Here is a 22,874-nt window from a genome sequence, read left to right on the forward strand (position 1 = left end):
CATGGACGTCACGCCGGACCCGCCCGGTGCGGCCGCTGCCGCTGCCGCACCGGGCGCGGTCACCGGTGGCGCGCTGTCGGCCCACGACTACGACCCGGTGTCGGACGCCGCTGTCAGCTGGCGGTTGACACCGGGTACGTCGGTCACCCAGCAGATCACCGTGCCACTCGGAGTCGTGCCGGCCCGGGTGGCGGTCAAGCTGCGCCGCGTCGAAGGCACCGGTCCCCTGCACTACCGGCTCGGCAGCGCCTGGGGCCGCGCCGACCTCGCCGAAGGTGTCATCGCCGCGGAGGACGTCGGCCCGTGGTTCGAGCGGTGGACCTGGATCGAGCTGCCGCCGAACCCTTCGGCGCCGGCCGGTGGCGAGCTGTATCTCCAGGTCCAGCTCGCCGCGGCGGACTCCGGCGGCTACGAGTGGTTCGGCACCGCGACCGTGCTGCCCGACCGGCCGGAGGTACGCATCCACTTCGGCTACGCACCCGGCTGGTCGGAGGTCGAGAACGCGGAGCCGCCGACGTTCGAGAACCCGATGAACCTGGACTACGGCACCACCACGCCCTCCTACGGTGGCGGGATGGTGCTCGACCAGGACGCCGCGCCGGTCACCGGCCTCAGCCTCGCGTTCCGGGTCGAGGGAGCAGGTGGTCACCCGGCTGTAGGCGAGGAGCGGTTCGCGTTCGCCGACCAGCTCACCGGGCCGCTGTTCACCCGTTCGGTGCGACGGCGCGACGTCGTACCCACCGACGGTGAGATCGCGCTCGACGACGGCTGGGCGGCGCCGAGCGCACCGAGCGCACCGAGCACACCGGGCACATCTAGCGCACCGGACGCCGGATCGCTGGTGGGCAGGGCGGTCGCGGAGTTCGGCGACTTCCTGCGGATCGCGATGGAATGCCCATTGCGTGGCGGCAAACCGTTCCGGCTGGCGGTCGATCCCACCGCGGACCTGCCCGGCGCCGAGGCGTTCGAGCTGGACGTGACCGAGCAGGCCGTCACCCTCACCGCCGGCACCGAGCTCGGACTCATGCGTGGCCTGCACTATGCCGAGGCACTGATGCGGCTGCGGCGCGCGCCGATCCTCCCGCTCGGGCGGCACGTCCGCAGCCCGCGGTGGACGGACCGGATCACGTGTGCGCCGTTCGGAACCCGGCGCGAGCTCACCGGCTCCGCCGACGCCTACAGCGACGAGGTGCTGGCCCGGATCTCCCGCGCCGGCTGCAACGGCATCTGGATCCTGGCGGAGCTGGAGGAGCTCGGCCACTCCGCCGTCTATCCCGAGCTCAACGACGGCGTCGCCGAACGTCAGCAACGTCTCGCAGATCTGGTGGACCGCGCGGCGAGGTACGGCATCCGCGTTCATGTGTACCTGGAAAGCCACCCGCAGCCGGACGAGTTCTTCGAACGCCATCCCGGCGTCCGTGGCTCGACGTTCGAGGCGTACGGCGGTACCGCGGTCTGCTGCGCCGCGGTTCCCGAAGTACAGCAGCACATCCGCTCCGGCATCACCGACCTGGTGACCGCGGTGCCGCTGCTGGGCTCACTCGTCCTCAACATCGGCGGCGAGGGATTCCTGCACTGCCACACGCGGATCGACGACTGCCCGCGCTGCCGGTCCCACCCGGCGGCCGACGTCGTGGCCCGGCTGGTGGCCATGATCACCGAAGCGGCCCACGCGGCCGACCCGGCGGTCACCGTCGCCGCCTGGCCCTACAGCGCGACCAACTGGTGGTCGGCGGCCGACCCGACGCAGTCCCGGCTCATCCCGCGACTTCCCTCGGACACCACGCTGCTCACCGAGTTCGCCAAGGAGGGCCGGGTCTCCGTCGGCGCACAGTCCATCCCGGCGTACGACTATCCGATCAGCATCCTGGGTCCCTCCGACCGGTTCGCCACGCAGCACGATCTCGCGCGGCGACACGGGTTGCGGCTGTGGACCAAGACCGAGCACGCGATCGCGCTCGAGTTCATCACCACTCCGTACATCCCGGCCTTCGCGCAGTGGGTCGAACGCTACAACCGGATCGCGGCCCTGCCGCACACCTCCGGTGTCATGGTCAACTGGATGCACTACGGCTTCCTACCCAGCCGCGCAGGCGACCTGCTCCACTGGGCGGTCTGGGACGGCCCGCACGATCCGGACACGCTGCTGCGGCGCATCGCCGTCCGCGACTTCGGTGCCGCGGCCGCCGACCGCGTCCTGGATGCCTGGCAGCTGTTCAGCCAGGCGATCCGGGAGTATCCACTGTCCAGTCCGATGGCGCTCGGGCCGATCCAGTCCGGCCCGGCCCACCCGCTGTTCCTCGACCCCGCCTACCAGCCCTGGCACGGTGCCCAGCGGCAGTTCCACAACGACCTGTCCTGGACCGAGCCGTGGGGACCGCAAGCCACGCTTGCGCAGTTGCGCCGGCTGGCCGAACCCTGGGCTCGCGGCGTCGCGGAGCTACGAGCCGCCACCGGCCTGGTGGCCACCGGGGATCGGGTCGACCTCGACCGCGAGATCGGCGTCGCCGTCAGCCTGCTCGCCTGCGTGCACAGCGCCATCCACGTCGGGGAGTTCTACCTGGCAAGGGCGCGGCTCGCCGAGGCGACCGAGGGTCCGCAGCGTCACGCGGTCGTCGACGAGCTGACCCGGATCGCCGAGGCCGAGCGGGCCAACTGCACGGAGGTTCTCCCCTATCTGCGTGCAGACTCCCGCCTCGGCTACGCCAACTCCGCCGACAGCAACCAGCAGGGTGTCCCCCGTGGCGGGCTGTTCGGCCCGGGGAGTGTCACGAAGAAGCTGGCCCACCTCGACCGGCTTCTTCGTGACGACCTCCCGGCCCTGTGCCGTTGACAGCTCGCGCGGTGCGCGCAACCTGCGGTTGACACAGGGCCGGTGGGCAGCCCGGCCCGGTCAGCCCTTGTGCTGCTCGGGGTTGGACCAGAACATCGCCTCCGGGTCGTACACCGCCGGCGTCGGGTGGATCGACGGGGCGGTGAACCCGCCCTGGGCGAGGTTCTCCTTACGGGGAACGTTCTTCAGGTCCTTGTGGACGAGTACGACCTCGGGCGCGTTCGACACCGAGCCCTGGAAGAACGGCCCCTCCTTGATGTGGATCTTCGTGATCTCCCACACCAGTCGGTGCCGTGCCAGCTCGTCGGCCTCGGTCTTGCTCTTGTCGTACAGCTTCCAGAGGCGATCGACCGGCCCGCCCGGCTCGGGCGCCATCCGGGGCGGTGTCCGCTTGTACGGGTCGACGTTCTCTTCCGTACCTTCCTCGGGAGTGCCTCGTACGTTGTAGTACTGGCCCTCCAGCGGCGCCCACCTGCTCGGCTCCAGCGGCACCAGCCACTGCGGGTAGACCAGGCAGTTCGGGCCGTCACCGACACCCCAGCCCGAGTTCGACATCAGCTTGCCGTCGTTCCACTCGGTGCCGTAGGCCTCGGGCGCGATGGGGTACTGACGGGCGTCGAGCCCGATCGCCTTCCAGTCCCGCTCCAGCAGGTCGTTGTTCTTCCTGTACTGGCTGCCGACGTCGGAGCCGTACTGCAGCCGGATGATCAGTTTGCTGCCGTCCGGCGCCTCCCGCTTGCCGTCGCCGTCCTTGTCCACCACGCCGAGCTCGTCCAGCAGGGCCTTGGCCTTCTCCGGGTCGTACTTCACGTAGCTGTCGCGCCACTGCTGGTAGATCTGCTCGCCCTGGTCGCTGACGTGGTACTCGATCGCCTTGACGCTCATCGTGCCGGTGGTCTTCTGGCCGGTGTTGAAGTAGATCGACTTCTGGGCGTCGTCGCGGTTGGTGGCGTGTGAGAGCGCCTGCCGGAACTTCGGCTCGCGGATGAGCTTGCGAATGTTCTCCTCGTAGTAGTCGTAGTTGAAGAACACGGCCGCGCCCGTGCCGTCGCCGGTGTCCCACAGGATAGGCTCGACCTTGCTCTTCGCTTGCGCGGACTTCAGCCCCGAGATGTCGCTCAGCACCACGCCCATGAACGAGCCGACGAGGAAGTCGAGCTTGCCCTGCTGGATCTGCAGCTTGGCGACCTCGGTGTTCTGCACGGCGCTGGCCGTGAGCGTGTCGATGAAGGGAAGCTGGTTGCCCTGCCGGTCGACGCACCAGTAGTAGGGGTTGCGTTCCCAGGTGACCTGGCGGCCTTCCTTGTACGACTTCAGCCGCCAGCCGGTCATGGTCGGATTGTCCGGGTTGGTCTGCCAGTTGCGCTTCTTCTCGAACTCGCCGTCGGCGGTGGCCCAGTTCTTGTCCACGGACGGGTTGTACTTCGGGTGGAACTGCTTGAGGTAGTGCTTCGGCTCCATCCACGTGGGGCCGGCACCACGCTTGACCCGCATGGCGAGCCGGTCCGCGGTGAGCGGTGCGGGTGCGTCGAACTTCATCTCGATCGTGTAGTCGTCGGGCGCGGTCATCTTCATGACCGTGCCCTTGCCCGACTTCGCCTCGTCCGGCGGAACCTCCGAGTGCTCCTTGTTGAGGATCATGTCCTCCCACCAGAACATCACGTCCGCGGTGGTCCACGGCTGGCCGTCGGACCACTTCAACCCCTTGCGGAAGTGCAGCGTCCACAAGGATGCGTCGGCGTTGGCCTCCCAGCTCTCCACCAGACCCGGTCCGATGTCGAGGCCGTCGTTGAGCCAGCGCAACGGGGAGTGGCCGTACATGTACTGCTTCAACTGGCCGTCGTCGGTGGCAGGCAGCATCAACCGCAGGTCGCCGCCGTACTTGCCCGAGTCCAGCCAGTTGTGCGGAACGACGTAGGGCTTGTCCGGCAGCCGCTTCTCCACCGGTGGCAGCGTGCCCTGTTTCACCTGCGCGGCAAGCGAGGGTGCCTCCTTGAACGACGCCGGGGCCGCGAGCGGCTTACGTGCCGACCCCTTGCGATTCGGGCTTCCGGATGACGTCGTCCCCTTCTTCGGCCCCGCCTGCTCACCCGAGCCGGAACTGCAGGCACCGACGGTGAAGACCGCCGCCACGACACCGGACCGGTACAGGAGCGCCCGGCGCGTCAGACCTTCCCGCTGGCTACCGGCTGGAATGTCCTGGGTCGCCGGCCGACGGACCATGCGTATCACCACCCGTTCTCGTTGGTGCGGATCGAGGCCGCTGAAGTCAAAGTTCTGACAAAGGTCTTACCTGATGCCGAGAAGAATAGAGACGATCAGCGCTGATGCACGACGATCGCCGTGTCCCATTCCGGCCACTGAGACACCCGTGCGGACCGCGTCAGAACGAACACTCCTCGCGCCGAAACCGGGCTGACGCGGCGTCGGCGGCCCGTGTCAGGGCGAGGTCAGGTCCGTGTCAGGGCGCGCGGCGAGAGTCACCGCATGACGAGTTCAGCGATCGCGGTCTCCGGACTGCGCAAGGCGTACAAGGACAAGGTCGTGCTCGACGGCATCGACCTCGACGTCCCTTCTGGAACGATCTTTTCCCTCCTCGGCCCGAACGGCGCCGGCAAGACCACGGCGGTGAACGTCCTGACGACGTTGATCAGGGCCGATGGCGGCACGGTCCGCGTCGCCGGTCACGACGTGGCGACGGAGGCGAAGGCCGTACGCGGGGCGATCGGGGTCACCGGTCAGTTCGCGGCGGTGGACGAGTTGCTGACCGGGCAGGAGAACCTCCAGCTGATGGTGGACCTCGCCCCGGTCCGCGCCGGGGAGGGCAGACGGACCGTCGCCTCTCTGCTGGAGCGTTTCGATCTCGTGGAGGCCGCGCGCAAGCCGGTGTCGGCGTACTCCGGCGGCATGCGCCGCAAGCTCGACCTGGCGATGACGCTCGTCGGCAACCCGCGGATCATCTTCCTGGACGAGCCGACGACGGGTCTGGACCCGCGCAGCCGGCGCACCATGTGGTCGATCATCCGTGAGCTGGTCGCCGACGGCGTGACGATCTTCCTCACCACGCAGTACCTCGACGAGGCCGACCAGCTCGCCGACCGGATCGCGGTGCTCGACCAGGGTCGCATCGTCGCCCAGGGCTCGCCCGACGAGCTCAAGCGCCGGCTCCCGGGTACCCACGTCCGGCTCCGGTTCGCCACCGCCGCTGAACTCGACGCGGCCGCGCTGGTCCTCACCGACTCCCTCCGGGACGAGGAGGCCCTGGCACTCCGCGTACCCAGCGACGGCGGCACCAGGTCCGTGCGTGCGCTGCTGGACCGGCTCGACGAGTACTCCCTCGGTGCCGAGGAGCTCTCCGTCCACACCCCCGACCTCGACGACGTTTTCCTCGCCCTGACGGGCCACGCCACGGAGGTGGTCGCGAAATGAAGTCCCATTCGATGGTGATGTTGCGCCGCAACTTCAAGCACGTCGCCCGGAACCCGATGACGGTGTTCAACGCGATCCTGATGCCGGTCGTGGTGATGCTGATGTTCGTCTACATGCTCGGTGACGCGTTCAGCGTCGGCGTGGACTACGTGGACTACGCGACGCCCGGCCTGATGCTGCTGGCCGTCTGCTACGGACTGGGATCGGTGGCCACGGCTGTCAACGCCGACATGACAAAGGGCATCATCAACCGGTTCAAGGTCATGGACGTCTCCCGTGGCGCGGTGCTCACCGGGCACGTCGTCGCCAGTGTGCTGACCAACCTGGTGGCCGTCGCGGCCCTGGTCGGGGTGGCGTTCGCGCTGGGTTTCCGTCCCTCGGCAGGGATGCTCGACTGGCTCGGAGCGGTCGGCATCGTCGTACTGCTGGGACTCGCGGCCGGCTGGCTCACGATCGCCCTCGGGCTGGCGGCGAAGTCCCCGGAGACGGCGGGCCTGGCGTCGGTGCCACTGGTGATGCTGCCGTTCTTCAGCAGCGCGATCGTGCCGGCGGACAAGATGGGGCCTGGCGTACGGCAGTTCGCGGAGTACCAGCCGTTCACGCCGATCATCGAAACCCTGCGTGGGTTGCTGAACGGCGCACCGTCGGCCGGCACCACGGTCGTCGCCGTCGCCTGGTGCGCCGGGATCGCGATCGTCGGGTACGTGTGGGCGCGCTCGACGTTCAGGAAGCGAGCGTGACGGCGGCGAGCTCGCCAGTCCGCCTCAGACCCCTCCCGCGTCGCCTCGGTGAACTTCGCGTCACCGCCTCGCCCACGACGCGTCACCCAAATGCACGCTGTTCCGACCGCGCTACCTGCGTGGCCGTGGCATCGACTCGCCGCCTCGGGGATAGATAGGGGTCATGGACACTCCACGCGGAACGATCTGGATCAACTACCACGGTCCGGATCCGAGTGGGTCGACCTGGGGCGCGTCGTGGCAGGACGATGCCACCGGAGAGTCGATCGGTGAGATCGACTATGTGCGCCGAGACGAAGCGATCGAGTGGGCGCGCGGACAGACAGCACGGCGCGTGCTCATCACCAACCCCGACCCAGACGGCGGCTGGATATCACCTGATGAACTGGACGACCGAGTGAGGACGACGCGCATGAACGAGCACGACGAACAGCCAGGCGAGGGCTGGACCATGGGGGCGCGCGACGACTACACCAGGAAGGCGCTGGAGGCGGTCGAAGCCGGCAGTACCGACACCGCAGTCGTCTACATGATGATCGGGCTGAGCAAGACGCTGCAAAGCCTCGAACACCAGATCACGGCAATCAACCTCCGCGAGGGCCGCAACGACTACCCGCCCGAAGCTGAGCCGTACTTCGACAAGGCTCAGCAATTCGCTCAGGCCGGCGAGCTGGAGAAGGCACTGGTCTACGGGGTGCTGAACGTCGGTGCGCTGCTGGACGGGTTCTTTCCGCGCATGGACGAGATGATCCACGCTCTCCGGAGCCGTCGGTAGCCCATGATCGGCATTATCGAGATTCAGTACTTCGACGATGACTTCGGCCGCTGGGTGACAGCCGACGGCCCACTCGGCAACCCGGAGGAGAGCAGGCCATGAGTGTCCGGGCAAAGGTGGTGGCGGTCGTCGCCCTGGTCGCCGTCGCGGGCGCCGGGCTGGTCGCTTACCGATACGTGTCGGCCAGCTCGAACGACCAGTGCTCCGAGCGAGTCAGCGGTCGGCTGTGCGTCGAGGTCAGCGACTAGCGGAGAACCCGTTTCGGCGGGGGGCGAAGGTGGTCCCGAGATCGGCCGCGCTCAAACCACTGGGCGTGTCGACGTTCAGGGGGCGAGCGTGACGGCGGCGAGATAGCGCCAGTCCGCCTCAGCCCCCTCCTGCGTCGCCTCGGTGAACCTCGCGTCGCCGAGGTGGCGCCGGGCCTCCTGCTCGATCCGCGCGACGTCCGGCAGGGAGCGATCGGCCAGCCCGCGCACGCTCGTGCTCGCCGCGAGCAACCGTGCGGCCTGGTCGTACTGGTCCTGGCGCAGTGCCAGGTCCGCGATCCCGACGAGTACCCGCGCGATCAGGGGCGCGTTGCCCTGCTCCGACACCGCCTCGAACGCCGCGACGCGGTGTTCACGGGCCTGGTCGAGGTCCTCGCTGAGGTAGCCGAGCAGGTCGTGAGTGACTCCCTTGATGTACTCCGCCCCGTCTCCCAGCACCGCCCCGGCCCGGGTGAGTTGCGCGTACGCCTCGTCAACGTCGCCTTGCCACCGGGCGAGCTCCGCCTTCACGAACGCCAGTTGGGCAAGCGCATCCGGCCAGACGATCCGGTCCGCGTACTGCTGCGCCTCGGCCATGGCCAACGCACTCGCCTCATGGTCACCGGCCAGCCAGTACACCTGCGCCTGCTGCGACCGGATCCGGAGCGCGTCCTCGATGGCGCCGACCGCGGTGACGGCCTCGACCGCCTGATCGTAGTGCCGGCACGCGCGGTCGAACTCTCCCCGCACCGCGAGCCGGTCGGCCAGCGCGGTCAGCGCGAACGAGACGCCCCAGCGTTCACCGATCGCACCGAACTCCGCGAGCGCGGTCTCGATGTCGGCGTCCGCGTCGCGTTCGTCGTGACCGAGCAGGATCCGCATCCGGCCGCGGGTCAGCCTCGCGTTCGCACGGGTCCACGGGTCGTCGGCGACGAGCAGCGGGTCGAACGCCGGCAGGAAGTCGCCCGGTGCCACCAGCATGCGTTCCAGCACCGCGACGAACCCCAGCGCCGGGTGCGGGATTTCAACGCGCTGACTGAGTTCGTACGCCTGATGGATCCACTCCCGGGCCTCGTACTCCGACGCCTGCCCGGCGGTGACGAAGTACGCGGCGAACGCGTACGCCGTCGCCCGGATGTGGTCGGCGACCTCGCCGGACATGCCGGCCGCCGCGGTGGACAGCTCGATGCCTTCGGCCCGGTGCCCGCCGAGCATCCAGTACCACCCGGCGGCGGCGGTGAGCCGCATCGCCCCCTGCGCCTCGCCGGCCGCGAGTGCGGCCCGCATCGCGGCGGCGATGTTGTCGTGCTCGGACTCCAGCACCGCAAGCCATTCCACCTGCTCGGAGCGGCGCAGGTGCGGCTCGGCGGTCTCGGCGAGTTCGGTGAAGTACGCCAGGTGCGCGCGGCGGGCCGGCTCCGACTCCCGCGCCTCCGCGAGCCGCTGTTCGGCGTACTCCTTGATCGTGCCGAGCATGCGATAGCGCGGAGCCCCCTCGCCCTCGGTGACCACCAGCGACTTCTCCACCAGGGCGGTCAGCAGCTCCAGCACCTGGCCCGACTCAACCGCCTGGCCCGCGACACCGGCGCAGACCCCCTCGGCGGCCTCCAGGCTCGCGCCACCGGAGAACACCGAGAGCCTGCGCAGGACCGCGCGTTCGGCATCGGTGAGCAGCTCCCAGCTCCAGTCGACCACCGCGCGCAGCGTCCGGTGCCGGGGCAGTGCGGTCCGGCTGCCGCCGGTCAGCAGGCGGAACCGGTCGTCGAGCCGGTTGGCTAGCTGATCGAGGGACATGGTGCGCAGCCTGGCCGCGGCGAGCTCGATCGCCAGCGGCATTCCGTCCAGCGCCCGGCACACGCGCGCCAGGGTGGCCAGCGTGTGGGCGTCGGCCGCTTCGCTCGCGAGGTCCTTGCGTACGGCGCCGGCCCGGTCCCGCAGCAACTGGATGGCCGGTGCGGACTCGATCTCGCTCGCGGCGGCGCCCTCCGCCGGGAGCACCAGGGGCGCGACCGGCCACAATGCCTCCCCGGTGATGCCGAGGGGTTCCCTGCTGGTCGCCAGGATCCGCAGCCGCCGGCACTCCCCCAGGACCCGATGGGCGAACGTCGCCGCGGACTCGATCACGTGCTCGCAGTTGTCCAGCACCAGCACCATCGCCCGATCGCGGAGCGCGGCGACCACCCGGTCCGTCGGCTCCGCGTCCGGTGACTCGCCGAGCAACGCGTCCCGCAGCCGGAGCGCGTCAAGCGTGGCTTGCGCCACGTCACCCTCGGCGCCGATGGCCGCGAGTTCGACCAGCCAGGCTCCGTCCGGAAGGTCACCGACCACTGTGCGGGCGGTCTCGGTCGCCAACCTGGTCTTGCCCGAACCGCCGGGGCCGATCAGCGTGGTGAGTCGGTGCTCGGCGAGGAGCTCGCGGACCGCGGTGACGTCGGCGTCCTTGCCGACGTAGCTGGTCAGCTCTGCGCGCAAGTTGGTCTTGACAGGTTGTTCCCGTCGCGCCGGCTCCCGGCCGCCCAGCTCGCCTCGCAGCACGGCGACGTGCACCGCGGACAGCTCCGGTGAGGGGTCGGCGCCGAGCTCGTCGGCCAGGGCTTCTCTCGTACGTTCAAAGAGCCGCAGCGCCTCGGTGTCCCGGCCGGTGGCGACGAGGGCTCGCATCAGGGCGGCGACGAGACGTTCGCGCACCGGGTGAGCGGCCACCAGGTCGGTGAGCTCGGTGACCAGGTCCGCGCCGTGGCCGAGGCGGGTCTCCGCGTCGTAACGATCCTCCATCGCCGCCAGCCGGAGACCTTCCAGCCGGGTGACCGCCGCGTCGAACGCCCCGCTGTCGGGCAACGCGACGTCCTGCATGGCCGCGCCCCGCCACAGTGCAAGGGCCTCGCGCAGCCGCCGTAGGTCGTCCTCGGCGCGGGCACCGGCGAGGAGGCGTTCGAATCGTACGGCGTCGACGTCATCGGCTTCGACCAGCAGCCGGTAGCCGTCCGGCTGCCCCTCGACGGACCCGGCCGGCAGTGCCTTCCGCAGCCGGGACGCCAACCGCTGCAGGGCGTTCGCCGCGTCGGCGGGCGGGTGCTCACCCCAGATCCAGTCGACGAGGGTGGCCTTCGGGACCGCACGCCCCGGCTCGAGGGCGAGGGCGATCATCAGCGCGCGCAACCGGGCGCCGGGCACGTCGGCCAGGGCGCCGTCGTCCGTACGAACCTCGAAGGGTCCGAGTATCCCGACCTGCACCCGGCTGATTTTGCCATGGCCTGCCAGTCGGCCTTCGGAGCATCGTCGCTCCCGGAGCACCCCGAGCAGCCGGCCGAGCTGCGGGCCGCGCCGGACCTGATGCCGGGAGCCGTCGAGGAGCTGATGCGCTACCTGTCCGTGGCGGACAGCCCGGCCGGGCGGATGTGTCCCGGCCGGGCAATGCTGTGCGCGTTCAGCCGTTCTGCCGTACGGCGAAACTCGATCAGGGCAGGTAGTAGTTCGGGTTCGGCAGCTTGAAGGTCCGGTCTGCGTAGCCGCCCTTCAGGTCGCTGTACTGGTCGCCGAAGTTCGCCACGATGTCGTAGCCGAGCGACTCGATGTGCCTGCGGGTGGCGGACTTGTAATGGATTGTCGTACAGGATCCGTTGGGGTCACCGGCGCAGGCCGTCCGCAGGTAGTCGGGGTAGTTCGCGACGGCCGGCTTGGTGAACAGCCCGTCCTCGTCGGCGCTGAGGTCGGTGGGCTTGGGGTAGCCCGCGTCCACCCCGATCCCGTCGGCGGTGAGGTTGCCCAGCGTGGCGTCCTCCTGTGCGGCCGGACGTCCGGTCAGGTAGAACACGGCGTAGCCCTCACGCTCGGCGGTGCGGACGAGGTCGACCATGCCGAAGACCGCGGGGAAGCGCTGCTCGGTGACGAACGTCGCGTTGGTGGCCGGGTTGTACGCCCAGTTGCTGAAGATCTCGTAGTTCCAGGTCGACAGCGTGGTGTCGTCGACGTCGAGGACGATGGCCTTCGTCCCGTGCGTACGATGCGGCCGGCTCAGGTAGCGCTCGCCCCTGGCCGCGACGGACTCGGCCTCCTTGGCGTAGTTGCCGTCGTTCGCGGCGACGCCGGTGCCGTTCGGGTCGCCGTAGTAGTTGCGGATCTGCTGACGGAGCACGTCGATGTTGGTGATCTGGCGCTCCGAGCGCGGGGTGAAGGTCTTGATGGCGGGCTCGGTGGACGCCGCGACCGCGACGCCTCCACCGGCGAGTGACAGGACGGCGAGCACGGCCGCGGTGACGGCGAACCGGCGGGAGGGGTGACGCCAGGACTTCCCGAACTTCCCGAACACAGTGGTTTCCCATCAGGAGTGGAACGTTGCCTGCGCAACCTAGACCCGAGCGGGGACAGGCGCCACCGGACGCGCCCGGTGGACCGGGGTGCAAGGGGTGATGTGCCGGCTGGGCCGGGGTGCGGTGATCACCTGTCGGTGGGAGGGAGTACACAAGGGGATCACGCCTGAAAGCAGACCGGACCCCCGCGACAAGGAGACCTCCATGGAACCGACGCCGCGCACGGACGAGCAGCAGACCGAGCGGCGCGCCGTCGGCGTACCACCCAGGCAGCGGCGCATGGTCGCGGGCGGGGCCATCGGCACGCTGATGGAGTACTACGACTACTACCTCTACGGACTCGCCTCCGCCACCGTCTTCCCCACGGTGTTCTTCCCCGAATCCACCGCCACGGTGGGCACGCTGGAGTCCTTTGCCACCTTCGCGTTCGGCTTCCTCCTGCGCCCGATCGGCGGAGTGCTGTTCGGTCACGTGGGCGACCGGATGGGACGCAAGAAGGCGTTGATGATGACGGTCGTCGGGATGGGCATCGTCACCGCCGCCATCGGCCTGATCCCCTCCGCCGACAGCATCGGCATCGCGGCGCCGATCCTGCTGCTGTTCTTCCGGATGCTGCAGGGCCTGTTCGTGGGCGGTGAGATGGGCGGAGCCGCGTCCCTCGTCATCGAGCACGCCCCGGTGGGCCGGCGCGGACTGTTCGGCGCCCTGCTGATCAGCGGTGCGGGGGTCGCGAACGTCGCCTCGGCCGGGTTCATGGCCGCACTGGGAATCGGCTCCGAACAGTTCTTCATGACCTGGGGATGGCGAATCCCGTTCCTCTTCGCGCTGGTGCTCGCCGTCGTCGCCGTCGTACTCCGCTCCCGGCTGGAGGAGTCGGAGGAGTTCAAGGAGCACGCGAACCTCAAGGCCGCACAGGCGAAGCAGGCAGAGCCGGGGAATCAGGCGAAGCGCGAGCTTCCGCTGAAGGAGGTCTTCCGGCACCCGAAGAACGCCCTGCTCGGCATCCTCATCGGCCTGCCGCAGAGCATCGCCGGCTACGTCATCCTCACGTTCGGCCTTGCCTACATGGTGTCCAAGGGCACCCAGGCCCAGGTCGGCTTCATCGGCACGATGATCGTCGGCGCCCTGCAGATCTTCGTCGCACCGCTGTGGGGAATGCTCTCGGACCGGATCGGACGTCGCAGGACCTACATCGGCGCGTGTGTCGGTTTCGCGCTGCTGATCTACCCGACGTTCGCGCTTTACCAGACGGACGTGGCGGCGCTCATCTGGCTGGGCATGGTGGTCGGCTTCGTCATCCCCGGTGTGGCGATGCAGGGAACACTGCAGACGATGCTGGCCGAGATGTTCGACGTGGAGGCGCGCACCACGGGCGTCAACATCGGCTACCAGATCTCCAACACGCTCGGCGGTGGCTTCGCGCCGCTGATCGCCGCGGCTCTCACCGCCGCGTTCGACAGCGTGTGGCCGGTGGTGGTCTACGCGGCCGTGATCGCCGTCATCGGCATCGTCGCCACCGCGTACGCGTCGTTGCGCCCGGACGTGGAGAACGCACCCCGGCTGGCCGACCGGCCGTCGGGAGCGTGAGGGTGTGATGACGTCTCATACCGCGCCGAACATCGTCGTCCTGTACGCCGACGACCTCGGGTGGGGCGACCTGGGCTGCTTCGGCGCGGCCGACCTGGACACCCCCGCGCTGGATGCCCTGGCGGCAAGCGGGGTTCGGCTGCCCGAGTGGTACTCCAACTCACCGGTCTGCTCACCGTCGCGGGCAAGCCTGCTGACCGGCCGCTACCCCGCACACACAGGCGTCGAGGCCATTCTCGGTGGCTCTCGGCGTACGCCCGGACTACCGCCGCAGCAGACCCTGGCAGGCGAACTCCGCGACCGCGGCTACGCCACCGGCGTCTTCGGCAAGTGGCACCTGGGTGCGGAGGCGAGCTACGGCCCGCTGCACCGCGGCTTCGATCATCACTTCGGCTTCCGCGCCGGCTGCGTCGACTACTACTCCCACATCTTCTACTGGGGCAACCACGCACCCCTGCACGACCTGTGGGACGACGAGCAGGAGGTGTGGCTGAACGGCGAGTATCTCACCACCGTCATCGCCGACCGTGCCGCCGACTACATCGCGCAGCACGCGGATCGTCCCTTCTTCTGCTACGTGCCGTTCAACGCACCGCACTATCCGCTGCACGCGCCGGCGGAGTACATGAACGCGTTCGCGCACCTCCCCCTGGACCGGCAGCAGATAGCCGCGATGATCAAGGCGATGGACGACGGGATCGCGCACATCCTGCACACGCTGGACCGCCTCGGCCTGCGGGAGAACACCCTCGTGTTCTTCTCCTCCGACAACGGCCCGTCGGTCGAGGAACGCAACTGGCTCAACGGCGAGGAGGTCTCCTACACCGGCGGGTCCGCGGGAGGTCTCCGCGGCCACAAGGGTTCGCTGTTCGAGGGCGGCATCCGGGTGCCGGGCATCGTCTCCTGGCCGGCACAGCTGCCCGCGGGCGCGGACCTGACCGGCCCCGGCGCGATGATGGACGTCGTACCCACCGTGTTGGAAGCGGTCGACGGGCACTCTCCCACGCGGACCGACCTCGACGGCCGGTCCGTCCTGACCAGGCTGCGCCGGGCGGCTCCGGCCCGCACGGAGGGTTCAGCCCAATCCGGTGCGAGCCCGCAGGCCGAACCGGAGCGATGGCTCTTCTGGGAGTACGAAGGCCAGCTGGCGGCCCGGCACGGACGCTGGAAAGTCCTGCTCGACGCACGAGAGAGCATGGCCGCCCCGGTGGCCGTCGGCGAAGGACTCTTCGACCTGGCCACCGATCCGGGCGAGCGGCACAACCTGGCCGACCTTCACCCCGAGTGCGTGGCGCTGATGAAGCCGCGCCTTCTGGAGTGGGCCGCCACCTGTGCACGCTGGCGGGAGGTGACGCGCCTCAGTTGACCGCTCCGACCTTGAGTGCTGTCGTACGACCGAACTCCTGCGCTCCGTCGGTGTTCGCGTCGCACCGGGTGGCGATGGAGCTGTCATCGGTGGGCACGGTGATGATCGCGAAATTGTCCGCCCGCCCGAAGCCCGGGTCCTTGGCGTCGTACATGAACGTGTCGCCGTCTCCGACCACGAGCGTGCTGCCGTTCACCACGAACAGGCAGGTGTTGTTCGTGCCGCTGTCGGTGTCCCCCACCACCTCGATCGGCGACCACACCAGGTAGGTGCCCGCGGGCAGGCCGTTCAGCGTGACCACCACGGTCGGCCCGTCGATGGGAACGGGTCCGCCCGAGGTCGCCGTGAAGGCGTGTCCGGAGCCCTCGGGTCCCGCCGGCCCCTGCGGCCCCTGAGGTCCCTGCGGCCCCTGCGGTCCCTGGGGGCCGGTCTGGCTCCAGTCGAGGGCGGTCTCGTTCGGCCCGCACGCGTCGCCGGCCGACGGGTCGATGACCCGGAGAGTGCCCTGGTTGGTGCGATAACAGCCGTGGATCGTGCCGTCGGCGTCGGGGATCGCGGCGTAGGCGACGGCACCCAGGCCCGCGAGAAGAACGGCCGCGCCGAGCACGGTGGTCCGGCCGAGCCACCGTCTGCGCATGAGCATGGCGAACATCTGACTGACTCCTGATTTCTGGCAGCTGTAACTCTTTTTGGCAGCTGTAAGTCGTGGCGTACGTCCACAGGCACCCACACACTCGGCGCTTTTCTGCCCGAGTCGGTCGCTTTCCAACGGGTGGCCCCGGAATTGACGAGTAATTACCGTGGCGCCGTCGCGCACGACAGAACGTAGCGCTCGATAATGGCTGACAGCACAGCTGATTTGCGTGCTGTGAAAAGGCATCGAAGAACCATTTGAAATTCCGCCGACCCCTCTCCGGATCCAGACATACGAGAAAGCCAATCGTTTGCTGAGAGATGCCTGAGGAGAACTAGGTGCGTAGGTATTCCAGATATTCCAGCACTCGATGGGAGTTGCTATGTCGAGCAAATTCCTGGTCCGGGCGGCCACCGGTGTCGCGGCGGCCAGCGCAGCGATTCTTCTCGCCACGCCCGGCCTCGCTTCGGCGTCAACGGCGTCGTCGGAGCACGGTGATTCCGAGCACGGCGGGCCCAAGTACCTCAAGGTGATCTGCGTCAACGGCGAGCGTCCTGATGCCACGACCCTGGGTCGTGACGGCGGCGAAGACGGCTGGTCGGAGCCGGGTAGCGGCCGCGAGGACCGCAAGGGATCCGACGAGTACGACGGCCACTACAAGAGCGAGAAGCAGTACAAGAAGGACGGCAAGAACTTCCTGGTCCAGGAGACGACCGTCATCACCTGTGGCGATGTGGCCGTCTCCCAGTCCGCGGCGCAGGACCACTCCGCGTCGGCTTCGGCAGCGGGGTCCATCTCCCTGTGCGCCGACGTCGTTCCGACGGCGCGTGTTGCCCAGTGCGCTGAGGAGAGCGCCCCGGTGGCCCCGCGGGGTCCGGTGGCCGGCGGTGACGGCGGCGCCTCCGGGACCAACAGCGGCCTCGCCGCTGGTGGCAGCGGTGCGCTGGCTGCGGCTGCCGCTCTCGGCACCGTCCTACTGCGGCGGCGTTCGAGCGCTGCGGCGGCTGCCTGACATCAGTCCCAGCCTCTGCCGGTCGAGTCGGCGGCCTTCGCACACGCGAAGGCCGCCGATTCCGCGTCTGTGCACCGGACGGACGAAAAGTGGCCGCGGGTGCCACTCATACCGTCGAGCTACCGGGGTACCTGCCCCATGAGCGAACCAAGGCGTTCCGGCGCGAGCTGACCCACGTTGGCAGGCCGCGGGGCATCGTTCCCGCCGAAGCATTCCGTTACCCCGAAGGAACTGGTCGTGATCCGTGGCACCCGTTGAGCGAAACCCCGAGCGAGACCGGAAGAGCCGACCCGGACACGTGGTCCGCATCGTGCCGTCCGGCCCGATGATGGTGGAAGGGCCGGTCGAGCTCGTTCATGACGGCGGGACCGTCAGGTCGGACCGGTTCGTCGTGGCGGTGTGCACCTGCCGGCGCAGTCGCACCTACCCGCTGTGCGACACCAGCCACCGGCGGCGGATCCGCGCGCGGGACCGGGCAGACGACGACTGACGAACGGCTGACGTAATACCGCTGGCCTGCGACTGCTTGCCGGGACGGACTCGGGACTCAGGCCGCCGGGTCACACAGGGCGGAGTCACCCGGGTCACGCAGGGCAGACCGGCCGGCCCGCCACGCCCGCAGCACCTCCGTCGCCACGGCCTCCTCGAGGAACTCGGTGGCGTCGATGCCGAAGATCACGTCCTCGGTCAGCTCGGGCTCGCGGGAGATCAGGTCGCCGATGACGTCGTGACGCATGACCTGCTCGTGCACCGCGTCGGCCTCGATGTGCTCGTCGTAGAAGACCCGGCAGCCATCCGGCGTCCCCAGCCGATCCAGCGCCTGGGTGATCCGCCGGGCGCTCGGCGAGGTGGTGATCTCCGCCGCTGCGAGGTGGCCGACCAGCGCGCCGCGCAGGGACCTGTGCAGGCCCAGCATGGACATCAGGTTGACCACCGCCAGCATCACGGCGGGCGTCCGGTCGAGGTAGTGCCCGTACCTGGTGTCGAGTCCGAGGCCGTCCATGAGATCGGCGAAGAGCCGGGAGTGTGCGCGGTCGGCACGTCCGGCGCCGAACTCGTCGAACTCCACCGCCACCAGCGACGCCTTGGCAACGCCCTGCAGTCGTGGGATGACCCACGCGTGCGGGTCGGCCTCCTTGAGGTGGTAGGCAGCACGCATCGCGATGTGGTCACGCAGGTGGGACAGCTCACCGTGCTTGCGGAGGAAGTGCGAGATCCCGTCCGCGTCCACCGGTTCGACCAGCAGGGGTTCGAGCGCCTCGTCGACGTCGGTGTGGCGTACGGCGTCACGGCGGAGCGCGCCGAGAAAGACCGCCTCGAGTTGGTTGCGAAGACCCAGCAGCGCAGGGTTCCACTCCCACCCCTCGTCCACACCGCCGAACGACCGGTAGTGCAACTCGTAGCAGGTGTAGAGGGCGAGCTGAAGGTCGTCGCCGTACGGGTCGGCGTCGGCGACGTCCGCGGCGAGCATCGTGTCGGCCCGGCCGAATACGGCTTGATCGGCGGGATCGGTCGAATCGGTCGAATCGGTCGGACCGGAAGGCGAACCGGTGGACAGGGCGTCGATCACGGCGGCGGACAGAGGTCCGCGCGGACGCGGCAGCACTGGCGCAGATGAGAACGCATTCACAGTTTTCGCCTACCCGAGCAGGTCGCCCGCAAACTGAGACGATGAGCTGCCCGGGTCGTCAGAGGACGACCTCGGGCTTGATGCGTTGGGGTGTCCACACCCGCTGGCGATGCGCGGCCACGCTGCCGACGGCGAGCGCGGCGGCGAGGTAGATCGCCAGTACGAGTACGTCCTGCCAGGCAAGGCGGGTCAGGCCTCCGTACATCAGCTGCCGCAGGCCGTCGACGGCGTACGACATCGGCAGCACCCGGTGCAGCCAGTGCAGGGGTTCCGGGATCGTCTGCCAGGGGAACGTGCCACCGGCGGTGATGAGTTGCAGCACCATCAGCACAAGTCCCAGGAACTGTCCGGTGACGCCGAGCCAGGCGTTCAGGGCATGCAGGATCGCGGTGAACGTCGCGGTCGCCAGCAGCAGGAACCCCAGCATGGCAACGGGTTCCGCGGGCACGATCCCCACGCCGGCCATCACCACGACCGACATGACGGTGACCTGCGCGACGCCGATGAGCACCGCCGGGAGCCACCCGCCGACCGCGACCCGCCAGGACGGCTGGTTGGTGGCGAGCGCGCGACGGGACAACGCCCGGACCTGCAGGAAGAGGACGTACGCGCCGATCCAGGTCGCCAGGCTCATGAAGAACGGCGCCAGGCCGGCGCCGTAGTTGCTCGCCTTGGTCTGTGCGGTGTTCACGACCGCGACCGGATCGCCGATGGTACGGGCCACACCCGCGCGGTCGGAGCCGTCGAGGGCCGGGATCTGTTTCACTCCGTCGCGAAGCCCGTCACGCAGGCTGACCGCGCCCTTGCGCAGGGTGCCCAGTCCAGCCTCGAGTTTCGCGGCCGCGTCGTCGGCCCGGCCGATGCCGGCGGCGAGCTGATCGGCTCCGGTCGCCACCCTCTTCGCGCCGGTACTCAACGCTGTCGCGCCTTTGCCCAGTTGGGTTGCCCCGTCAGCGAGGTCGGCCGCGCCGGCGTGCGCCCGGCTGATCCCGCTCGCCAGCGCGGGCGTCCCCGCGGCCAGGGCGGCGTTGCCGTCGGCGACCTTGCGGGCACCGGACGCGAGGGTGTCAAGCTGGCCTGACGTTTGCCGGATCGTGTCGTTGGCGTCTGTCAAGGGCTTCTTGGCAGTGTCGTAGGCGGCGAGGATGGGCGCCTGTTGGTCGGCGGTGAGTCCCTGCCGGTCCAGCTCCTGCTGCAGTTGCTCACGGGCGTCCAGGTAACGGCGCAGGCCCGTGTCGGCCGCGGTCGCGATGGTGTCGCCCTTCTTCGCGATCTGGGCGTTGCCGTCCGCGACCTGGCGGGCACCCGAGGCGAGAGCCCTCGTCTGCGCGGGCAGGCCGGAGGTCCTTCGCTGAAGGGTGCCCAGGCCGGTCGCGAGGTCGTCGGCGCCGGCGCTGAGCCGTCCGGCACCGTCGGCGAGGTCGCCCGCCCCCTTGGAGACCTTGCCCGCACCCGCCGCGAGGTCGGCCGAACCGGTGCGCAACTTGCCGGTGCCCGCGTGCAGTTTGTCGGCGCCGTCGGCCGCGGCGCTCGCACCCTTGGCGAGCTTCGTGGCCCCGTCGGCGGCCTGGACGAGGTTGCCGCGGATCTGCCCGAGGCCGAGGAGGAAGTTCGCGGCGGCCTGGGTGGAGACACGCTTGGCGATCGCGGCGCGGACGCGTTCGACGACCGTGTTGGCCACGGTGGTGGACAGGTAGGAGTTCGCGTCGTTGGTGGTCAGCCGCAGCTGTGCCCGCTTCGGGTCGTACCGCGCGGAGCTCGTCAGCGACTTGGTGAAGTCGGCCGGAATGGTGAGCGCGAAGTCGTACGTACCGTCCTGTACTCCGGCCGCAGCCTCGGACGCGGTCACCTGGTGCCAGTCGAACGAGCGCGACGACACCAGCTCGTCGGCGACGTCGCGCCCGGCGTGCCGCGGCTTGCCATGCTCGGTGCCGCCGGTGTCGTTCATCACCAGTGCCGCGGGGACGTTGCGCATGTTGCCGTACGGGTCGTGGTTGCCGTACAGGTACAGCCCCGCGTAGATCGCCGGGATGACCGCCAGCGCCGCGACGGTGGCGACCGCCATGCGCGAGGACGTGAGCCGGCGCAGCTCGGTGAGCGCGATCCGCCAGGGGGTCATGCGAGGTCCTCGTCTCCGATGTGGATGGTCGGTGCGTCCAGCCCCGTGAGGGTGGTGGCGGCGACGTGCGTCGCGGTGATCAGTACGCCGATCCCGGCGGCGGTCAGCCGCTCGGCCTGGGCGGCCCACGTGTCCGGACCGTGGCCGTGGCGTTCGGGCAACGTGGCGACCAGGAACCGCACGCCGGGACGGCGCGCCGCGAGCTCGGCCAGGATCGGGGTCCGGCTCGCCGCGGGCACCTCCTCGAACTTCCTGCCCGCGAGTCCGTCGAGATTGCGTTCGGCCAGCCACGCACGGACGTCGGCGCGGGACGCGGGCAGTCCCGCGGTGGCCAGCTCCTCGCCCACGATCGTCCGCAACGGCACGTTACCGTCCGGCTCGCTGACTCCCGGGACGTCGACCAGAGCGACCGCGCGCTGCAACACCCTCGGGTCGGTCTCCCCGTCCAGGTCGATGCTGCCCTCGTCGAGGCGTACCCGGCCGGCGAGGGCCAGTGCGAGTGCGGTGTGCCCGTGCCCTGGCGCTCCCACCGCGACCAGAACACTGCCGGCGAAGAGTTTCAGGGTGGTCGCGGGCAGCAGCTCCCGCCCCGGTGGGCCGACGCGGGCCGCGTGTGCGGACAGGAGTCCGGTCGGGACGGGTCCCGGTTGCTCGGGCCGCTCCCCTGGCTCGGGCTGCGTCATACCGTCGACCTCATTCCACCGTCTCCTCAGCTGCCACGCCCTGCATCGCGGCGGCCTGCAACGTGCCCGCCACCCGCTGTCGTGGAAGCCGGGGAGCCGGGGCTCATCGACGGTACGTCCCTGCCGATGGGCTCTCTCACCCTGGGTAGGGCACGTGACGAGGCGCCCGAAGTGCCGCCAATGTGATCGAAGTCCGGGATCGCACAACCCCGTCAGAGCTAGCGTGGAAAGAGATCCTCGTAGCGTCGGGAGATCCGGATGGAGGCGTGATCATGCCTCGGCAGGAGTGGGGCAGCAAGCGAGAAAGGCAGTACGAACACATCAAGAGCGCCCAACTGCAGGAAGGACGTTCCGAAAAGCGCGCGGAGGAGATCGCGGCACGTACGGTCAACAAGGAGCGGGCGCGAACCGGTGAGGCCAGGCAGAAAAGCTCCACGTCCACGAAGGACATCTCCTCCGGTCAGCGTGGAGGGCGCCGGTCCGGTCACGGGCCAGGTGGGCGTACGAAGGCGCAGCTGTACGCGGACGCCAAACGGCAGGGCGTTCCCGGCCGGTCACACATGAGCAAGGCCGAGCTCGAGAAGGCCGTCAGCCGTTGAGGTAGACAACCCACGCGCGGTCGGCGGGAGGAGCCGACCGCGCCTCGGTTTCCCTCCACCACAAGGCGATCAGTGCGAGCGCCGTCGCGCGGCGCGACGTTCGCGCAGTTCCTTCAGAGCACGGTGGCGGGCATCCGGGTCGCCGTGGGTCGACGACAGCGGGAGTGCCTTGTACATCCCGCCCTTACCGCGATAGCCGAGGTGTTGGTAGAAGCCGACCGCCTCGTCGGCACCCAGGCCGATCCCGCGGACACCAAGCCTGGTTGCCTCCTGCTCGATGCATTCGACGAGCCGGCGTCCGAGTCCGCTCCCCCGGTGTTCGGCAACGAGCGCGATGGTCCGAAGTGTCACGTCGCAACCAGGGCCGGCTTCGCCTCCCCGGAAGGCGAGTGCGCCACCGACGAGGAGTCCTCCGTCCTCGACGACCAGCATCAGCGAACGGTCCTGCGGGAACCGGCGGGCAAGATCGGTGAACCGGCGGTCTTCGTGGGTGAACGGCTTCGGAAACTGCGCGCCCAGGACGTCGAAGGCCTCGATGAGTTCCTGCTCCGACTCGACCGGGCGAATGTCGTACGTCATCGTCGTGATCTATCACGCCGACCGAACCCGCCGCATCGGATTATCGCCACCTGGCGCCACCGGTGTGGCTTTTCCGGCCGGCCACGAGGGCCCAGGAAGCCTCGCGTTGTTCGAGCGCACCGCGCAGGCCGTCGATCCGCCCGCTGCGAAGCGCGGCGGCGTCCGAATGGTTCGGGTTGGCGTCGAGCCAGTCCTCGACGGCCCCCATCATTCGCGAGTGATAGTCGTCCCAGTCGTCGTACGAGGACTGCGCCATGCTGATCGGCACCAGCCCGAGTTCCAGGAGCGTCTCGAGCATCCCGCGGAGAGTGGGTGCGCCCTGGCCGTGGGCCC

The 22,874-nt window shown here is 69.4% G+C and carries 20 protein-coding genes; 11 read left to right on the plus strand and 9 right to left on the minus strand.

Annotated features, from left to right (window positions below; all coding sequences use genetic code 11):
- Position 1: 1 nt before the first annotated feature.
- Positions 2-2,833 carry a glycoside hydrolase family 10 protein gene (locus tag FHR37_RS15295; RefSeq protein ID WP_092888051.1) on the plus strand — a complete coding sequence of 944 codons (2,832 nt, stop codon included), beginning with the start codon at positions 2-4 and terminating at the stop codon, positions 2,831-2,833.
- A gap of 60 nt (positions 2,834-2,893) precedes the next feature.
- Here the strand turns inward: FHR37_RS15295 and FHR37_RS15300 are convergent, their stop codons facing one another.
- Positions 2,894-5,056 carry an ABC transporter substrate-binding protein gene (locus tag FHR37_RS15300; protein ID WP_092888054.1) on the minus strand — a complete coding sequence of 721 codons (2,163 nt, stop codon included), beginning with the start codon at positions 5,054-5,056 and terminating at the stop codon, positions 2,894-2,896.
- Positions 5,057-5,320: 264 nt separating this feature from the next.
- Between FHR37_RS15300 and FHR37_RS15305 the strand changes: the two genes are divergently transcribed.
- The 4 genes from FHR37_RS15305 (at position 5,321) to FHR37_RS15320 (ending at position 8,025) form a co-directional block, all read left to right on the plus strand.
- Entirely contained in the window at positions 5,321-6,262 is a 942-nt protein-coding gene (locus FHR37_RS15305) for an ATP-binding cassette domain-containing protein (RefSeq protein WP_092888057.1), read from the plus strand.
- A complete protein-coding gene (locus FHR37_RS15310; RefSeq protein ID WP_092888060.1) occupies positions 6,259-7,002 on the plus strand; it encodes an ABC transporter permease in 744 nt (247 codons plus the stop codon). The genes FHR37_RS15305 and FHR37_RS15310 overlap by 4 nt, the downstream gene beginning before the upstream one ends.
- A gap of 163 nt (positions 7,003-7,165) precedes the next feature.
- The gene (locus tag FHR37_RS15315) at positions 7,166-7,777 is read left to right on the plus strand and encodes a hypothetical protein (RefSeq protein WP_092888063.1); all 612 of its coding nucleotides are present in this window, start codon (positions 7,166-7,168) and stop codon (positions 7,775-7,777) included.
- A 98-nt stretch (positions 7,778-7,875) separates the two neighbouring features.
- Positions 7,876-8,025: a hypothetical protein gene (locus tag FHR37_RS15320; RefSeq protein WP_175542769.1), complete on the plus strand. Its 150-nt coding sequence runs from the start codon at positions 7,876-7,878 to the stop codon at positions 8,023-8,025.
- A 75-nt stretch (positions 8,026-8,100) separates the two neighbouring features.
- Here FHR37_RS15320 and FHR37_RS15325 read toward each other — a convergent pair whose 3' ends face one another.
- On the minus strand, positions 8,101-11,256 hold the full coding sequence (locus FHR37_RS15325; protein ID WP_092888066.1) for a BTAD domain-containing putative transcriptional regulator: 3,156 nt from the start codon (positions 11,254-11,256) through the stop codon (positions 8,101-8,103).
- A gap of 15 nt (positions 11,257-11,271) precedes the next feature.
- Between FHR37_RS15325 and FHR37_RS15330 the strand changes: the two genes are divergently transcribed.
- The gene (locus FHR37_RS15330) at positions 11,272-11,514 is read left to right on the plus strand and encodes a hypothetical protein (RefSeq protein ID WP_092888069.1); all 243 of its coding nucleotides are present in this window, start codon (positions 11,272-11,274) and stop codon (positions 11,512-11,514) included.
- Here FHR37_RS15330 and FHR37_RS15335 read toward each other — a convergent pair.
- Entirely contained in the window at positions 11,480-12,331 is an 852-nt protein-coding gene (locus FHR37_RS15335) for an HAD family acid phosphatase (RefSeq protein ID WP_092888072.1), read from the minus strand. The genes FHR37_RS15330 and FHR37_RS15335 overlap by 35 nt on opposite strands.
- A gap of 205 nt (positions 12,332-12,536) precedes the next feature.
- On the opposite strand from FHR37_RS15335, the gene FHR37_RS15340 reads away from it, so the two are divergent.
- Both FHR37_RS15340 and FHR37_RS15345 read left to right on the plus strand, forming a co-directional pair.
- Positions 12,537-13,919 carry an MFS transporter gene (locus tag FHR37_RS15340; RefSeq protein WP_092888075.1) on the plus strand — a complete coding sequence of 461 codons (1,383 nt, stop codon included), beginning with the start codon at positions 12,537-12,539 and terminating at the stop codon, positions 13,917-13,919.
- 7 nt (positions 13,920-13,926) lie between these two features.
- Positions 13,927-15,285 (plus strand): sulfatase-like hydrolase/transferase, encoded by a 1,359-nt coding sequence (locus FHR37_RS15345; protein ID WP_092888078.1) that lies wholly within the window; start codon positions 13,927-13,929, stop codon positions 15,283-15,285.
- On the opposite strand, the gene FHR37_RS30915 is transcribed toward FHR37_RS15345, so the two are convergent.
- Positions 15,278-15,937, minus strand: a complete 660-nt coding sequence (locus FHR37_RS30915) for a hypothetical protein (protein ID WP_092888081.1) — start codon at positions 15,935-15,937, stop codon at positions 15,278-15,280. The two genes, FHR37_RS15345 and FHR37_RS30915, sit on opposite strands and share 8 nt — an antisense overlap.
- A 364-nt stretch (positions 15,938-16,301) precedes the next feature.
- Between FHR37_RS30915 and FHR37_RS15355 the strand changes: the two genes are divergently transcribed.
- Together FHR37_RS15355 and FHR37_RS15360 are read left to right on the plus strand one after the other, a co-directional pair.
- Positions 16,302-16,931 carry a hypothetical protein gene (locus FHR37_RS15355; RefSeq protein WP_092888084.1) on the plus strand — a complete coding sequence of 210 codons (630 nt, stop codon included), beginning with the start codon at positions 16,302-16,304 and terminating at the stop codon, positions 16,929-16,931.
- A gap of 244 nt (positions 16,932-17,175) precedes the next feature.
- Complete coding sequence (locus FHR37_RS15360; RefSeq protein ID WP_237769050.1) at positions 17,176-17,421, plus strand: CDGSH iron-sulfur domain-containing protein; 246 nt, start codon at positions 17,176-17,178, stop codon at positions 17,419-17,421.
- A gap of 57 nt (positions 17,422-17,478) precedes the next feature.
- Here FHR37_RS15360 and FHR37_RS15365 read toward each other — a convergent pair whose 3' ends face one another.
- The 3 genes from FHR37_RS15365 to FHR37_RS15375 all read right to left on the minus strand — a co-directional run bounded on the left by FHR37_RS15365 (position 17,479) and on the right by FHR37_RS15375 (position 21,363).
- Entirely contained in the window at positions 17,479-18,402 is a 924-nt protein-coding gene (locus FHR37_RS15365) for an iron-containing redox enzyme family protein (protein WP_237769051.1), read from the minus strand.
- A gap of 217 nt (positions 18,403-18,619) precedes the next feature.
- The gene (locus tag FHR37_RS15370; protein ID WP_092888090.1) at positions 18,620-20,680 is read right to left on the minus strand and encodes a YhgE/Pip domain-containing protein; all 2,061 of its coding nucleotides are present in this window, start codon (positions 20,678-20,680) and stop codon (positions 18,620-18,622) included.
- Entirely contained in the window at positions 20,677-21,363 is a 687-nt protein-coding gene (locus FHR37_RS15375) for an ATP-binding cassette domain-containing protein (RefSeq protein WP_092888093.1), read from the minus strand. The genes FHR37_RS15370 and FHR37_RS15375 overlap by 4 nt, the downstream gene beginning before the upstream one ends.
- 272 nt (positions 21,364-21,635) lie before the next feature.
- Here FHR37_RS15375 and FHR37_RS15380 point away from each other — a divergent pair, with 272 nt between their 5' ends.
- Entirely contained in the window at positions 21,636-21,962 is a 327-nt protein-coding gene (locus FHR37_RS15380; RefSeq protein ID WP_092888129.1) for a plasmid stabilization protein, read from the plus strand.
- 69 nt (positions 21,963-22,031) lie between these two features.
- Here FHR37_RS15380 and FHR37_RS15385 read toward each other — a convergent pair whose 3' ends face one another.
- Positions 22,032-22,541 carry a GNAT family N-acetyltransferase gene (locus FHR37_RS15385; RefSeq protein ID WP_092888096.1) on the minus strand — a complete coding sequence of 170 codons (510 nt, stop codon included), beginning with the start codon at positions 22,539-22,541 and terminating at the stop codon, positions 22,032-22,034.
- A gap of 40 nt (positions 22,542-22,581) precedes the next feature.
- Positions 22,582-22,839 carry a hypothetical protein gene (locus FHR37_RS15390; RefSeq protein WP_139239145.1) on the minus strand — a complete coding sequence of 86 codons (258 nt, stop codon included), beginning with the start codon at positions 22,837-22,839 and terminating at the stop codon, positions 22,582-22,584.
- Between the last annotated feature and the right edge of the window lie 35 nt (positions 22,840-22,874).

Origin of the sequence: Actinopolymorpha cephalotaxi (assembly GCF_013408535.1) — a bacterium.
In the GTDB taxonomy this organism is placed as follows: domain Bacteria; phylum Actinomycetota; class Actinomycetes; order Propionibacteriales; family Actinopolymorphaceae; genus Actinopolymorpha; species Actinopolymorpha cephalotaxi.